This window comes from Halodesulfovibrio spirochaetisodalis (genome assembly GCF_001672295.1).
GTDB lineage: Bacteria > Desulfobacterota > Desulfovibrionia > Desulfovibrionales > Desulfovibrionaceae > Halodesulfovibrio > Halodesulfovibrio spirochaetisodalis.
Map to the genome: position 1 here is coordinate 1 of NZ_JXMS01000025.1, position 15,156 is coordinate 15,156.

The window sequence follows — 15,156 nt, forward strand, 5'->3', positions numbered from 1 at the left end:
ACGGAGAAGACGGGGACGATACTATTACCACCACAGGAAGCGCCTATCAGCATGTTCAAGGTGGCAATGGTAATGACACTATACGAACTGGTTCTGCAAATGATGCCATAATCGGAGGAGCAGACAACGATACCATTTGGGCTGGTGAAGGTGACAACTCCATATGGGGTGGAACTGGGGAAGATGAAATTCATTCTGGCTCTGGAAATGATACTATAGACGCAGGTGACGATAACGATACCATTTGGGCTGGTGATGGTACAAATACCATTGATGCCGGCAAAGGGAATGACATAATTCATGCCGGAGCTAATGCTGATACCTACAAGTATAGCAAAGGCGACGGTCACGACGTCATCTATGACAATGAAAGCGGTGCTGTCACTGCAGATCATACTCTGGATGCAATACGTTTCAGCTCTGATATCGCGTACAATGATCTTCAATTCGCCATCGACGGCAATGACCTGTTGATCACTTTTAAAAACTCCCCTGAGGACTCTATTCGCATCAAAGACGCTGCAACTAACCCTGAGCATGCTGTAGAGAAAATCCTGATTGAAAATCGCTATAATGCTAGCCAAGTTTCTACATACTATGTGGAAAATGCGGCGATTAGGCATACAACTTACTCGGATGGTGATGATACTATTAGCGTCCCTGTGAGTTCAAAAATAACGAAAATTAGCGCTGGTGATGGTAATGACACAGTTACTTCAGGAGACAGTTCTGTCATAATTGACGGTGGAGCAGGTAACGACACCATTACTACAGGTTCAAAAAGTGATGTTATTTCTGGCGGGACTGGTAACGATACCATTAACGCCGGCGGTGGTTCCGACACTCTGACAGGTGGCTCCGGTAGTGACACATACATCTTCAACATTGGAGATGGACATGACACTATCATTGAAGCTTCTGTAGACCCTACTTGCTCTTGCGTAGACACTATCAGCTTCGGTGCTGGTATCACTTCCAGCGATATCATCTACAAAGTTGATGGTAACGACCTTATCATTTGTATCAAAGGCCACGACGGGGACTCCATCCGCATCACTGGCGCGCTGAACGGTGCTTCACACGGCATTGAAACTATCACCTTTGCCAGCGGAACTACCATTACCCTCAATACTGTCATTTCCTGCCATAACTACACTGATGCCAGCGACACCATTGTGGTTCCAGCCGACAAATACGTTGTAGTTATTAATGCAGGAGGCGGTAACGACACCATTACTGGTGGTGACACTGTTTCCATCATCAACGGCGGTACAGGTAATGATTCTATCAGCACCGGTGGAAAAGATGACACTCTTACAGGTGGTGAAGGCGACGATACCATTAATGCAGGTGGCGGTAATGACACCATCACAGGCGGAACTGGTTCCGATACCCTGACAGGTGGCTCCGGTAGTGACACATACATCTTCAACATTGGAGATGGACACGACACTATTATTGAAGCCTCTGTTGACCCTACTTGTACCTGCGTGGACACTATCAGCTTCGGTGCTGGTATCACCTCCAGTGATATTATCTACAAAGTTGATGGAAATGACCTCATCATTTGCATTAAAGGTCACGACGGAGACTCCATCCGCATCACTGGCGCGCTGAACGGTGCTTCACACGGCATTGAAACTATCACCTTTGCCAGCGGAACTAGCATTACCCTCAATACTGTCATTTCCTGCCATAACTACACTGATGCCAGCGACACCATTGTGGTTCCAGCCGACAAATACGTTGTAGTTATTAATGCAGGAGGCGGTAACGACACCATTACTGGTGGTGACACTGTTTCCATTATTAACGGCGGTACAGGTAATGATTCTATCAGCACTGGTGGAAAAGATGACATCCTTACTGGTGGTGAAGGCGACGATACCATCAATGCAGGTGGTGGTAATGACATCATCACAGGCGGAACTGGTTCCGATACCCTGACAGGTGGCTCCGGTAGTGACACATACATCTTTAATATTGGAGATGGACACGACACTATCATTGAAGCTTCTGTAGACCCTACTTGCTCTTGCGTAGACACTATCAGCTTCGGTGCTGGTATCACTTCTAGTGATATCATCTACAAAGTTGATGGCAACGACCTCATCATTTGCATCAAAGGTCACGATGGAGACTCCATCCGCATCACCGGTGCACTTAATGGCACTTCATCATTTGGTGTTGAAAACATCAGCTTCACAGATGGTACCTCTATCGCACTGACTACAGTCATATCCTGCCAGAATTACACTGATGCAAGCGATACTATCGTAGTTCCAGCCGACAAATATGTTGCAGTTATTAATGCAGGAGGCGGTAACGACACCATTACTGGTGGGGACACTGCTTCAATCATTAATGGCGGTGCTGGAAATGACTCAATTAGTACTGGCGCAAAAGATGACATTCTGAACGGTGGCATTGGCAACGATACCATCAATGCAGGAGGCGGTAACGACACCATCACTGGTGGAACTGGAACCGATACACTGATAGGCGGCTCAGGTAGCGACACATACATCTTCAACATCGGAGATGGTCATGACACTATTATTGAAGCCTCTGTTGACCCTACCTGCTCTTGCGTAGATAAAATTCAGCTTGGTGTTGGTATTGGAATTGAGGACCTTCGCTATTCTGCTGATGGTGATGATCTGATCATCAATTTCAGAGGCAATGATTCTGATTCAATCAGAATTGTTGGCGCTAAAACAGGCGCATCTGCTGGAATTGAATCCATTTGCTTTGCTGATGGTACACAAATGGAAATATCGTCTGCTGTAACAATAATTGAGCTTACAGAGAATATGGACTTCCAGATGATGCCAGTTCCTGCCCAAACTGCGATTATTAACGGTTATGGCGGTAATGACTTTATTAACGTAACCGGAGCGACAAATTGCATTGTTGATGGTGGGTCTGGAATTGATCAGATAATGAGCACCGCCGCCAATTCTATTCTCTATGGTGGTGCAGACATGGACATGTTGTCTGCGGTCAATGGGAAGGCAACGTTCATTGGTGGCACAGGAAATGATACATTAACTGGTGGATACTTAGGAGATACCTACGTCTTCGCTCAAGGTGATGGACAAGACATCATCAATGATAACGTACCAATGACTTGTGTCGCAAACTTTGATCCTGACACCATTAAATTGGGGAATGGAATTACGAAAAATGACGTTGCGTTCTTTATGGAAGGGCCAAACCTCATTGTTTCCTATGGTGAAACTGATCGTGTTACCGTCCTCGGTCAAGCAAACGCTAAAAACGCAATTGAAACCGTGCAACTCGCATCAGGTAGCTCTCTCTCTTCTGCAGAGATAAACCAGATTGTAGCTGATTTATCCAATTACGCATCAGATCATGGTCTTGATTTTACATCCGTTGAAGATGTTAAAAACAATCAAGAACTTATGAATATTGTAACTGCTGCTTGGGATAATTAAACCCTGCTCGCCACACTGTTTTTTACAGCAGTGTGGCGAGCTTTTTATTATCTAAGGATGTTGCTGACTTTAATTCAGTAGCTACTTTTTTTAACACTCATGGAGTTAGCATGGACAATTTATGGGAAGGCACAACGGAAAATGATGTTATCACCGCAGGCAAAACTGATGACACAATAATTGGCGGAGCTGGTAACGACAAACTCACTGGGGGCTCAGGTAGCGACACATACATCTTCAACATAGGAGATGGCCATGACACCATTATTGAAGCCTCTATTGACCCTACCTGCTCTTGCGTAGATAAAATTCAGCTTGGTGCTGGTATTGGAATTGAAGACCTTCGCTATTCTGCTGATGGTGATGATCTAATCATCAACTTCAGAGGCAATGATTCTGATTCAATTAGAATTGTTGGTGCTAAAACCGGCGAATCTGCAGGGATCGAATCCATTTGCTTTACTGATGGCACTGAACTCGAATTTACAACAGCATTATCCATAGTCGAACTAACTAAAGAAACGGGCAACTATCTACCTTCTGTTACAACAAATACTCAAATTATAAACGGACATGATGGAATGGACACCATTATGCTCACTGGAGCGGGCTCAGTTATCGTTGATGGTGGAGCGGGAATGGATAGAATGATTCTCTCTGGGAAAAATGTCATAGCTTACGGTGGTGCAGGAATGGACTTTATTCAGTCAACTATATCCCAAGCTACGCTCATTGGCGGCACAGGACGTGATACTCTAATTGGAAGCCATCTTGGAGACACATACATCTTTAATAAAGGTGATGGGATCGACTACGTTCGTGATAGTCTAACACCACCTTGTATTGTAAATGAAGGGTCAGACACCATTAAATTTGGTAAGGGAATTACTAAAGAAGACATCTCGTTCTTTATGCAAAAAGAAGGGTTAATCATTTCCTATGGTGAAAACGATAAAATCACTGTTATTGAACAACATGTTTCAAAACATGCAATTGAAACCGTTCAACTCGCATCAGGTAGCTCTCTCTCTTCTGCAGAGATAAACCAGATTGTAGCTGATTTATCCAATTACGCATCAGATCATGGTCTTGATTTTACATCTGTTGAAGATGTTAAAAACAATCAAGAGCTTATGAATATTGTAACTGCTGCCTGGGATAACTAATACCCTGCTCGCCACACTGCTTTTACAGCAGTGTGGCGAGCTTTTGTTACTAACTAGAGAGAAATACGTGCACACTGCTTCCTTTTACAAAAAAATAATCCTCATACTACTACTCGAAATATTCATTACTATATCAGCTGGAACTACAATAAGTTATTGTAAAAAATTTTCTCTTGGCATAGTAGAACAGCAAGCAATAGAGCATTCTCCAGACTTGGATAAATTCACCGTAGAAACCCAGTTACAGCAAGCACGCTTGGATGATCAGCAATATGATTTTTACCCGACGTTGCGCGCACAAGGTAATAGTGAATACACTTCTGACTTAAGCAATGGGTGGGGGTCAGTTGTTTCTGTAGGTGATATTGTCCAATCTACAGGGACAAAATATCAAAACTCTGTTTCAGTACGTGCAAATTATGTTTTGTATGACTTTGGTACTCGATTTCAAAAAGAACTTGCATTAAAAAATGCTATTCTTGCTTCAAAGTCGACTGTATTGGCAGAGAAGTTAAAGCTGCGTCTAAATGTTCTGCAAACATATTCTGCAGCCATGTCTCTTTCTCACCGGATTAAAAATTTACAAAAAATTGTTGGCTACTCTCAAGAGTTGAATCATCTCTATGAGCGGCTGCTTGCTGCTGGCAAAAAAGGGCCAATTGACGCTGCAAGACAGTTTACTGAGCTCAAAAGAAAAGAAAACGAACTTTCCTTACGTGAATTTGAGTTTGACAAGAAACTTGAAGAATTAAGTTTTTTCACCGGATGCGCTGTTCCAGAAAAAGTTGAATTCACAGAGTTGCCGCAACCGGATCTTACAGACTTTTTATTTGATGTTGAAAAGCACCCGAGTATCGAACGCTATAAGCATGAGTTGGCAAGCCAACATGCAAAAACTGCTGCTTCCGAAGGTGAATATTTCCCCAAAGTATCGCTGTACAGTTCGTACCTGTTGTACGGCTCTGACGGGAAAGACATGGCTAAATCCTACGAGAACATATCTGAATCTAACTTTAAAGTAGGAGTTTCCCTTGTTGTTCCTCTTTCTGATGCATTGCGGAACAGACATAAGGTGAGACAGTCAGAACTCACTGAGCAGCGTATCCGTGCTGAAAAAAGAAAATTGCAAGAACAATTACAAACTGAGCTGAATATAAGTCAGCGGCAGTATAAGTATCTGATTAATGATCAAAAAAACAAACGTGACATGGTAAATATTCTCGAAAAAGAACTTAAGATGCTGACCCGATTAAAAAAGGCACAAGAGATAGATGCAGAAACGGCTATTCGCCGTAGCATTGTGTTACTAGAACAAAAAATTGCGTTAGATAAAAGTGTAATAGACCTGTCACATGAATTGTTGCGCTTGCAATATCAGATGGAGGCAACAAGACATGAATAGTGGATTAGTATCACTTGAGGTCGTTGCGCGTATCAATAAAGTTCGAATTGATGTGCCGAATATTGTTCGTGAGCACTGCATTTCTTCCGATGATATTTCAAGTGAAGAACTTGTTCGAATTGCAAAACGTCTTGGACTTAGAGCAAAAAAGAAAAATGTCTCTTTAGATCAATGCCACAAGAAATACCCTTACCCTATCATCGCTCAAGCTAGCGACGATACGTACTTTGTGGTGCTGGGCTTCAAGGAAGAAGAACAAACTGTTCTTGTGTACATTCCTGCAGAGGGTGCTACCCGCTCTGTTCCTATGGATGAGTTTAAACAGCTGACAACAGACCGCTACATTATCCTCAGCCACAGATTGTTATCTGAATCTGTACGCTTTGGCTTAGGCTGGTTTTTCAAGGAAGTATTTAATGCAAAAGGCATTATGGCAGAAATTCTGCTCGCTTCTTTTGTTGTTCAACTTTTCGGACTAGTTACCCCGTTATTTACACAGGTAATTCTTGATAAAGTCCTTGTACACCGTGCAATGACAACCCTTAAAATTCTTGCAATTGGATTCATTGTCATTGCAGTTTTTGAATATGTCCTGAACCTTGCTCGAAACTACCTATTTACACACACAGCAAATAAAATGGACGCAAAGCTGGGAGCACAATTATTCCGCCATTTGCTATCCCTCCCCTGCCCGTATTTTGAATCCAGGCGCGTAGGTGACACCATTGCACGTGTTCGAGAACTGGAAAACATACGTAACTTTGTTACTAACAAAACAGTCTCCGTAATTATCGACCTCGTCTTCTCAGTCGTATTCGTTGTCGTCATGCTTATGTACAGCATGCAACTCACCTTTATTGTTCTGGGCTTTGTGGCTGCAATCGGTCTGCTTTATGTATGCATTACACCAGAGCTACGAAGACGCTTGAATACCAAGTTCGAAATGGGTGCGAAGTCCAACTCCTATCTTGTTGAGTCTGTTACTGGCATTCAGACGGTAAAGTCTCTAGCAATTGAGGGAAGCATTCAACGAAAATGGGAAGACCATCTTGGTCGATATGTGCACTCAAACTTTAAAATGACCAACATGAGTAACATTACTCGAGGCACAGCCGGCTTCCTGCAGAAGCTAATGACGATCTCTATTCTTTACTTAGGGGTTAGGCTTGTTCTCAATAATGATCTTACTATTGGTCAGCTTATCGCCTTCAATATGCTTTCCGGCCAGTTTGCAGGCCCTGTCTTACGATTGATTGGTGTTTGGAACGAACTTCAGCAAACACTGCTTTCTGTTGAGAAGTTGTCTGACATTTTGAACCATCCATCTGAAGTGCAGAATGAAAATGCAATTGTTCTCAACAAACTGTCTGGACAGGTAGTTTTTGAAAAAGTTCAGTTCCGCTATGCGCCTGATGCGCCAATGGTACTTAACGGGATAAACTTTACAATACCTGCAGGTGCATGCGTTGGCGTTGTTGGCAGAAGCGGAAGTGGCAAAAGTACAGTTTCAAAATTAATCCAACGACTGTACATCCCCTCTTCCGGTAGTGTTCGCATTGATGATGTAGATATTAACCACGTTAGCCCTATCTGGCTTCGCAGTAATATTGGGGTAGTTTTACAAGAAAACTATCTGTTCAGCGGGACAATCAAAGAAAATATTGTGATGGGTGCACCAAATGCTTCGATGGATTTAGTTCTCCACGTTGCTAAAATAACTGGCGTCCATGACTTTGTATCAAGAATGCCTAAAGGGTATGACTCTGAAGTCGGCGAACGCGGGGAAGGTCTTTCCGGCGGCCAGCGCCAGCGCATCGCGATTGCACGTGCACTTATTACAGACCCGCGCATTCTTATTTTTGATGAAGCGACTTCTGCTCTGGATATTGAGTCTGAACTCATTATCCGCAGAAACCTGCAGAATATTGCCAAAGGCAGGACAATGTTCATCATTGCCCACAAAATTTCTATTGTGAAAAATTGTACTGTAATTTTAGCCATGGATAATGGGGAATTGGTTGAGGCTGGTACTCATGAAGAGCTCATGCGCATTCCGAATGGCTACTATAAGAAGCTGTATACATTACAGGAGTGCACAGATTGAGGTTCTTAAAATTTTTATCCCGAGACGATAGCCATTACTTCAAACCAATTTTGACTGAAATCGAAGAAACTCCGCCGAATCCACTGGGTTCGCTGGTTCTTTGGGTTATCATTACGATTATTTTTGTAAGCATAATCTGGCTTACCTTTGGTGAGACTGAAATTGTTGTTTCCGGACAGGGAAAATTCATTCCTTCTGGAAAAGTAAAAGTCGTTCAACCGTTGGAAACCGGAGTTATCCGCAAAATTTTGTGTGACCGTGGTGAAGAAGTCAGCAAGGGGCAGTTGCTTGTTGAAATTGACCCTTCTGCGACTGACCCGACGATTGAATCTTTACGTGAAGAGCTTAAAACGTATGAAATAACAATCATGCGTCTTGAATCACTCATTTCTGACCGCCCTTTCACTCCTGAAGAAAACATCTTCGGAAAAGAATGCGTGCAAGTTCAGCAGGATATATACACATCCCTACGAAATGGACACCAGAAGCAACTTGCCGCGAAGAATGACGAATTGTTGAAATCAAATCAGCAACTCAAGGGATTATCGTTGGAAAAGGAAGGCTATGTGGACTTGCTTTCCACGTATGAAGAGCAAAAAACTCGTCTTGATCCGATAGTCGATATCATTCCGCGCAATGAATATAATGAAATATTACGCAAAATTTTACAAAATCAAATTGCATCTAACAACGTCAGTGCAAAAATCAAAGAGGTTACAACGCACATCGAGCTCTTGCAGCACCAGAAGGAAGCACTGCAATATAATTTCACCAATAAGCTGAGTGAAGAACTTGCAGATTCGTCCATGAAGCTTGCTTCAACCAAAGCTCGTCTGGACAGAATCTCGTTCTCAAACAAAAAGCAGAATATTGTCTCTCCTGTGGCTGGAACAATTAACGAAGTCTTCATTACAACAGAGGGCGGCGTTGTTACACCGGCTGAGAAACTGATATCCATTGTCCCTAAGGACAGCCCTTTGATTGTAGAAACCAAAGTTCTTAACAAGGACGTAGGCTTTATTGAAAAGGACATGCCGGTTACCGTTAAGGTTAACGCCTTTACGTATCAGCGATATGGTACGCTTGAGGGTACCGTAAGTCAGATTTCCAAAGACAGTATTAAAGATGAAAAACTGGGCGATATTTACAAGGTATATATATCTATCACCGATCCACGCTTGAAAGTAGATGGAGAAATGGTTCCTATGAGTTCAGGCATGACCGTACTGGCTGAAATCAATGTAGGAACAAGGCGACTTATTGAGTTCTTTATCTACCCTCTTATCAAGTATCTGGACGAAGGATTAAGCGTACAGTAGCTGTAAAAAAGCCCTTACCATGTTGGATAAGGGCTTTTTTACTATTCAACACACAAAATCCCATAACATACTGTAACGCCATGCAACTTCGCTAAATATCTCACCCCATACACTTGGAAGACGAATATTTCGTATTATACAACACCTCCACTACCCTTTTCATCAATCCAACAAGCCATTACACACTTGCATTGGGACTTAATGCAATAGCAACTTGCCTGCATTGCTTTGCTTTTTCGAGAACACCCCGCTCGCTATCTATCCAATATTATCACATCATAAGTCCAAAAACTTTCCCGCCCTCTGTTTAGGCAGTATCAAAACGCTTGACATCTGCTTAAAATACGTCTCTAAGCTCTAACACACCTGTGCAGTAAACTTTGTTCTCAGAAAAAGACGCGAATCCATTCTGAGCACTAACAATGTTGGCAGTTTCTCTCGCCAAGAAGCTTTCAACAACGGGTAGATATATCCGTAAGTTATTTTAGTGTGATGAATGCTCAAGCACTGATTACTGCATCCTTTGAGCACACGAATTTAAGAAGGCCCACTCATGAAACGCTTTTTTGCATCAGCTCTTGCTGCTTGCATTTTTTTTGGCGCTGTCGGTTACGCACGCGCTGTTGAATTCAATGCTGTCGGTAAAACACTGTCTGGCTACGACTACATTGACGTTAACGGGTTCAGCGGTGATGGCGGTTCTTTTATCCAGGGACTGGATACACAATTCTCTATTATTGTCTCAGAAAACGTATCTGCTACCACGTTCTTCAGTATTGAACAGACATGGGGAGAGGCTAACGACAATATTGGAGTCGGCTCCGGCGGAGCAATGGGTGCTGACGGCGTTAATATCAACACAGACCGTGCGTATATCGATTTTACCGTACCTTCTACGTCTCTGAAAATCCGCTCCGGTATTCAGGGAGTTGGTCTTCCGGGAGCTGTGGCACCCTCCCCTGTGTTTGATGCCGATGTCGCTGCAATTGTCGCGTCTCAATCCGTTGGAGATAGCAATATTGCAGCTTTTTTTGCACGCCCGTTCAAGACAGATACAGGAAGCAACATAAAAGTTTCCACCATCGACTTCTTTGGGGGTGCCTTTGCTGCTGACTTGGGAAATGTGATTATTAGTCCCTATGGGTTATTTGCAAATGTCACTGCTCCTGTGGAAATGCCAGGTCAACGCATTGCAAACAATCACTACTGGTTTGGAACATCAATTGAGGCAGTAGCTACAGAAAACCTGATGTTCGCATTTGATGGCGTGTACGGTAAAGAGCATGGTCGTCTTGGTGGGTACTTGGTGGCAGGCAAGGTGGCTTACTCTACTAAGATCGCTGTTCCTGCACTTCTTTGTTGGTATGGTTCCGGCAATAACGACAACAGTGAAGGAGAAATGCCCAGCATCACAGATGACGCCTTTGCTGTTACCACTTTGATTGGTGATGGCTCAATGGGTCCTGACATCGGGTATGTTTTCGGCGGTGCTTTGGGGAAATGGGGAATAGGTCTGCATCTTGAAGAACTCACTGTTGTCGAGAAGCTGAGCCATACCGTGCGTATCACCTATGCTCGAGGCACAAACCATGCATCAGAAAGCATAAGTGACTGGGGCAAAGACGACAGCGTAACCGAAGTCGATCTGACCTCTATTTACAACCTGCATGAAGATGTTGATGTTGTTATCGACACTGCATACGCAATTACTGACTTTGCTGCTGGCGAAGATAAATACGTACACAGCGTATTCAAATTGGCAGTACTTGTAGGATATTTCTTCTAATACATACGAAAAAAGGTCGCGTTTACTGCGACCTTCTTGGCATTACTTTTTCTGTTAAGACTTAGGCTCAACGCTGGCAGCTTCGTATACAACAACTCCCTGCGTTACTTGCCATACCTGCATTCTGCAATGGTGTACTCGCTATTAAACAGCGGGGATGAAATAAGAAAGTCTGCTGAAGATCGGTTGCTTGCTGTAGGGATATTATACAGCACAGCAAGGCGCAGCAGTGCTTTTACGTCAACATCGTGCGGCTGAGGCTCCATAGGGTCCCAGAAGAACAACAGCACGTCGATCTTACCATCTGCAATCAATCCCCCCAATTGCTGGTCACCACCCAGCGGGCCGGACTTCATTTTATGCACGCCTGCAAACTGCGTTGCACCTGCCGCATCTTCTTTTTCAAACAGAAGCTTTTCCACCATGCTTCCGGTTGTTCCAGTGCCGTATAAGTTGTGATTCACTAAAATATCAAAATGGCAGTCGACAAATTCCAACATAGTTTTCTTGCAGTTATCATGAGCAACAATCGCGATATTCTTTGTTAATTCCATATGCTCTACGTCCTTTTTTAAACCATATTGATTGAATGAACATACCATACGCATGGGGTGTTACAGCCATGTTAAAGCGAACCAGATACTTCAGCAAGCTGGCATTCGTTCAGCAACTGATCCGAAACAAGCGGCTCTCTTCTGTTTCCATCAAACAACGTATAGTTACAATAAGTTGTGTGTCTTGACATGAGCAAGGGGTTCTCATAGCGTCAGAACAGGTGCTTCGAAACACCGTAGAACAAGCGGTAGCCGCTCTCGACAGTAGCGGATGTTTGTATCTTTTTCCAAAATTTGAACCTTGAATAAGGAGTTGTCGCATGACACGCCCCCAATCACACTCTACTGGTACAAATACTGTCGCTTGTTTGTATGAGATATCCGCGCTTATGCGCTTAATGCACGAACATGCTGCGGATGAGTACCCTGAACTAAATTTCATCTGGCGAAGCGTTGAAAGCTCACTGGAACAAAGCGCATCGTGCGTTGATGAACTGCTTTCTGAAAATGAACGGTTGCGACAGCAACTGGCAACATGTGGTGATAATTAAGTATCAAACAAAAGCTCGAACCAAATGGTTCGAGCTTTTTTATGGCTACCCTATTCTATTGTCCTGTCTTGTCATCATCTAAAAAAGAAAGCCCCCATTGCTGGGGGCTGTTTTTTGTTGAGTAGGAATCACCTTACGGATTTGATTGAGGGTTTCTCTCAAAGATGCGGAAGGAATTTGTTTCTAACTCAATAGGACCTCTTTTGTACTTAAAGACGATATCAGCATAGTGGTTATCTGGTCCAGGACCTACGATAAACGGAGCATCTGCACCTAAGTTGAATGGCTGTGCTTTAAACACTGCCCAAACTGTTGGTATTGGGCCACCACTTGCCAAGTCGCCAAATGTACCACGAGATTGCGGTGCTGGATCCCACTCTGCTAGAGGCACTTCAACTACATATGGGCCAGTACCAAAGCCAGTTTCAACAGGGTTCTGAGGAGGATCAGGGTTCACTACAAGTGCAGTCCACTCGTCAGGATTAAATACAAATCCATCGTCCGGACATGTGCCGCCTATTGGATTAATAGTAATCAGGATACGTGTAGGAGCATTCACGCTCGGACCTGCGCCAGGAGTACCAATAACACCTTGTCCTCTGAGGAAGTCCTCAAAGTCTTCAGGAATTGAGATGGAGTCAGGGATACAAGGAGTTGGGCCATCGCCTTTCGCAATAATGTAGAAGTCACAACCGCAAGGAGGAACTTCGTCTTCGAACAGGACTTCACCACAACGTGCCATCAGCTCATCGCCAAAGTAAAGAACTGCGGAGATGTTTGATTTCTGCACGTTTTGCGGGTTTTGTGTAGTGCGAAGAATTAGCATGCCAATTTCATCTGTCTCGAGCAGAGGATAGTCGACGAAGTCGGATACTGGCTTATCTGAACCAAAGGTACGGATGGAAGTAAATACAGCGCCAGTAGCTGAGATCTCTGTACGATCTTTAAACTCTTGCGTTGCAGTGTCTGAATATTCGAAAACAAAGCCAAATGGTGCAGTAACTTCAACGGAAAGCTCTTCACCGGCACGGAGCACACCTTCACCATCTATTGTAAATGTGAGGAGCTGGAAGAGACCCGGTGTGTCATTTGGAACAGCTTCGTTACCATCTTTAAGCTTTGCATACTCGCCACCAACAACTTTAATTACAGTCGGGTCGCTTGTATCCAATGTTCCCGGAGGAATCGCTTCTACTTCGTAAATCTTATCGCATTGTTTACGTTTAAACTCAGTAACTACGGCATCACCTTTTTTGAGGTATTTTACGCACACAATAAGTGGTGCAACGTAGCAGCCGTTTTTAGCTTTAAAGGTAAAGGTAACTTTTTTACCAAGTGCTTCTTCGTATTCTTCATTGGTTAAGATGTATCTAAAGCGTTCTTCGCCTTTAAATTCATCACCAACTTTTACTTCTTTACCGTTAGCGGTGAGCTTGCCTTTAGGTGGAAGTGCAGCAACAACAAATTCACCCGGCTTACGCGGTTTGTTTGAAGTTGCAACTACTGAGAACTTAAATACTGGAGGGTCACCAACAAATGGAATTACACAACAATCGTTGCAACGTTTGTCGTTACACGCGGGCTTGTAGTGCTTTGAATACAGATCAACTGTGTAGAAGTTATCGCAGAATATGTCATCACGTGTAAGGCACTTGATTTCTGCTCTGTAGGCTTCGCCAAGAACCGGAATCATTGCGCCTTTAACTTCATCAATTGGAATGTTTTTGTAGCTTCTCAGGTTCTTTGTATTCCAATTTGCAATATCCCGTACAGCTCTTCTAAGAGCCTTCTGGTAACGTGGGGAGTTAGTAGCAAGACCTTCTTCACAACTGCCCATGCCAATCAACAGAGCCTGTGCAATGTACTCGTAGTTAACGAGTTCACAACAACCATTGCCCAATGGATCTTTCATGAGCTTGATGGACATCCAGCAGCAGATAAGTTTTCTTACAAGATTCTCTGCCACTTCAAGTGTTTCACCACGTTTAACAAGGTCGTGAACAAGAGTATTTGGAAGAGTCAAGAAAGCTTCGCATTTACCCGGGGCAAGAACAGCACGCAGCTGACCTTTAAAGTAACACTTTCTTGGATGCGCGCCTTTCAGCTTTGCATCGGCTTCACAATCATATTCACAATTAAATCTCATGCCGCCCTTTGAATAAAGGAAAACATTTTTGGAGCGGTCAAGTTTAGCAAGCGCTTCTTGATCAAAAATGATGCAGCCGTTTTTGTCTGTCACACCAACAAGAATATCTCTGCCGCCGCAGTCAATTTTCTCATCCGTAACATCACAATTGTTTTTTGCGTAAACCTGTGCACCTTTAACAGGAGCACCTGAAACGCAACCCTGTTTCTTTTGAATGATAGGCGTGCTGCCAGTATCGTCAGTACTGTCGCTGCTGCCACTGCTACCGCAAGCTGCCAAAGAAAATGACAGCGCGATTAACGCCATAATTAACAGTGCTTTTTTCATTGTTAGTCCTTTTCTAAGATTCAAAAATTAACCAGACGAAACTATAAAACCACTAAGCTTCTAACGAGTTAATTTTATTAACCATTTACTAACAATGATAAACTAGTTGCAAAATATAATAGAGCGATTGAAAGCCGTATTTTTAGCTACTTTTATTTATTTTATTAATTACTTGAATTTGCGGAAAGTACTTATAACAAAAGATTAATTACTCTTCATATCTAAATAACAGCAGCTTGTTTTTCATTAAATTTTTTCACTAATGACTTTTTATCTTTTTTATTGAAATCAACATTGTTTATTAAATAAGTAACAATCAAGTAACATAAGATAGCTTGATCTA

9 protein-coding genes are annotated in these 15,156 nt (G+C 43.1%); 7 read left to right on the forward strand and 2 right to left on the reverse strand.

Annotation, left to right across the window (positions count from 1 at the left end; translation table 11 throughout):
- The 6 genes from SP90_RS12585 to SP90_RS12610 all read left to right on the forward strand — a co-directional run.
- Window positions 1-3,458 (forward strand): beta strand repeat-containing protein (locus SP90_RS12585; protein WP_269449360.1); only part of this gene is annotated, 3,458 nt, incomplete at its 5' end.
- Window positions 3,459-3,568: 110 nt separating this feature from the next.
- The gene (locus SP90_RS12590; RefSeq protein ID WP_066856829.1) at window positions 3,569-4,624 is read left to right on the forward strand and encodes a calcium-binding protein; all 1,056 of its coding nucleotides are present in this window, start codon (window positions 3,569-3,571) and stop codon (window positions 4,622-4,624) included.
- A gap of 67 nt (window positions 4,625-4,691) precedes the next feature.
- The gene (locus SP90_RS12595) at window positions 4,692-6,026 is read left to right on the forward strand and encodes a TolC family protein (protein ID WP_066856832.1); all 1,335 of its coding nucleotides are present in this window, start codon (window positions 4,692-4,694) and stop codon (window positions 6,024-6,026) included.
- Entirely contained in the window at window positions 6,019-8,130 is a 2,112-nt protein-coding gene (locus SP90_RS12600) for a peptidase domain-containing ABC transporter (protein WP_066856835.1), read from the forward strand. Before SP90_RS12595 ends, SP90_RS12600 begins: the two co-directional genes overlap by 8 nt.
- Window positions 8,127-9,449 (forward strand): HlyD family type I secretion periplasmic adaptor subunit, encoded by a 1,323-nt coding sequence (locus SP90_RS12605; RefSeq protein ID WP_066856838.1) that lies wholly within the window; start codon window positions 8,127-8,129, stop codon window positions 9,447-9,449. The genes SP90_RS12600 and SP90_RS12605 overlap by 4 nt, the downstream gene beginning before the upstream one ends.
- A gap of 553 nt (window positions 9,450-10,002) precedes the next feature.
- Entirely contained in the window at window positions 10,003-11,235 is a 1,233-nt protein-coding gene (locus SP90_RS12610; RefSeq protein ID WP_066856841.1) for an outer membrane homotrimeric porin, read from the forward strand.
- A gap of 104 nt (window positions 11,236-11,339) precedes the next feature.
- On the opposite strand, the gene SP90_RS12615 is transcribed toward SP90_RS12610, so the two are convergent.
- Window positions 11,340-11,789, reverse strand: coding sequence for a methylglyoxal synthase (locus tag SP90_RS12615; protein ID WP_066856844.1), 450 nt, complete (start codon window positions 11,787-11,789; stop codon window positions 11,340-11,342).
- Between the two features lie 320 nt (window positions 11,790-12,109).
- Here SP90_RS12615 and SP90_RS12620 point away from each other — a divergent pair, with 320 nt between their 5' ends.
- Entirely contained in the window at window positions 12,110-12,340 is a 231-nt protein-coding gene (locus tag SP90_RS12620; RefSeq protein ID WP_066856847.1) for a hypothetical protein, read from the forward strand.
- 133 nt (window positions 12,341-12,473) lie between these two features.
- Here the strand turns inward: SP90_RS12620 and SP90_RS12625 are convergent, their stop codons facing one another.
- Window positions 12,474-14,813: a hypothetical protein gene (locus tag SP90_RS12625; protein WP_066856850.1), complete on the reverse strand. Its 2,340-nt coding sequence runs from the start codon at window positions 14,811-14,813 to the stop codon at window positions 12,474-12,476.
- Window positions 14,814-15,156: the final 343 nt, after the last annotated feature.

What these genes read in the sequence shown, in the direction of transcription:
- SP90_RS12590 (WP_066856829.1), top strand. Translation starts at nt 3,569, where the DNA reads ATGGACAATTTATGGGAAGGCACAACGGAAAATGATGTTATCACCGCA.
- SP90_RS12600 (WP_066856835.1), top strand. Translation starts at nt 6,019, where the DNA reads ATGAATAGTGGATTAGTATCACTTGAGGTCGTTGCGCGTATCAATAAA.
- SP90_RS12610 (WP_066856841.1), top strand. Translation starts at nt 10,003, where the DNA reads ATGAAACGCTTTTTTGCATCAGCTCTTGCTGCTTGCATTTTTTTTGGC.
- SP90_RS12615 (WP_066856844.1), bottom strand. Translation starts at nt 11,789, where the DNA reads ATGGAATTAACAAAGAATATCGCGATTGTTGCTCATGATAACTGCAAG.
- SP90_RS12620 (WP_066856847.1), top strand. Translation starts at nt 12,110, where the DNA reads ATGACACGCCCCCAATCACACTCTACTGGTACAAATACTGTCGCTTGT.
- SP90_RS12625 (WP_066856850.1), bottom strand. Translation starts at nt 14,813, where the DNA reads ATGAAAAAAGCACTGTTAATTATGGCGTTAATCGCGCTGTCATTTTCT.